General features: G+C 62.0%; 1 protein-coding gene. It reads left to right on the top strand.

What is annotated here, in order from left to right; all coding sequences use genetic code 11:
• The coding region (locus A3730_RS12130; protein WP_156501181.1) for an aminotransferase class I/II-fold pyridoxal phosphate-dependent enzyme at positions 1-472 on the top strand (472 nt) is incomplete at both ends.

Here is a 472-nt window from a genome sequence, read left to right as displayed (position 1 = left end):
CCAAGCGTTGCCATGAGGATCTGGGTACGCGGGTCCTTGTTTGCCCAGGGCGTTAACCCGCGTACCCAGATCCTCATGGCAACGCTTGGCAAGGGGCTGGGTACTGGCGGCGCTTTTGTGGCTGGCAGCCATGACTTGATCGAAACCCTGATACAGTTTGCCCGCACGTTTATCTATACCACCGCCATGCCGGCCGCGGTGGCGGCGGCCACACGGGTCAGTCTCCACAAATCCAGTGAGGAAAACTGGCGCAGGGAGAAGCTGGCAGAACTGATTGCCCGTTTTCGACAGGGTGCCAGTGAACTGGGCTACACCCTGATGCCGTCGCGCACACCGATCCAGCCACTACTGATCGGCAGTGATGCCGAGGCCATGGCGCTCAGTGGTGCGCTCCGGGAAAAGGGGCTGTTGATCACGGCCANTCGTCCGCCCACGGTGCCGGAAGGCGAAGCGCGCTTGCGGGTGACACTGT

This window comes from Alcanivorax sp. HI0044, from assembly GCF_001634945.1.
The sequence above is the reverse complement of the archived record's forward strand: the minus strand, read 5'-3'. Positions and strand labels throughout refer to the sequence as shown.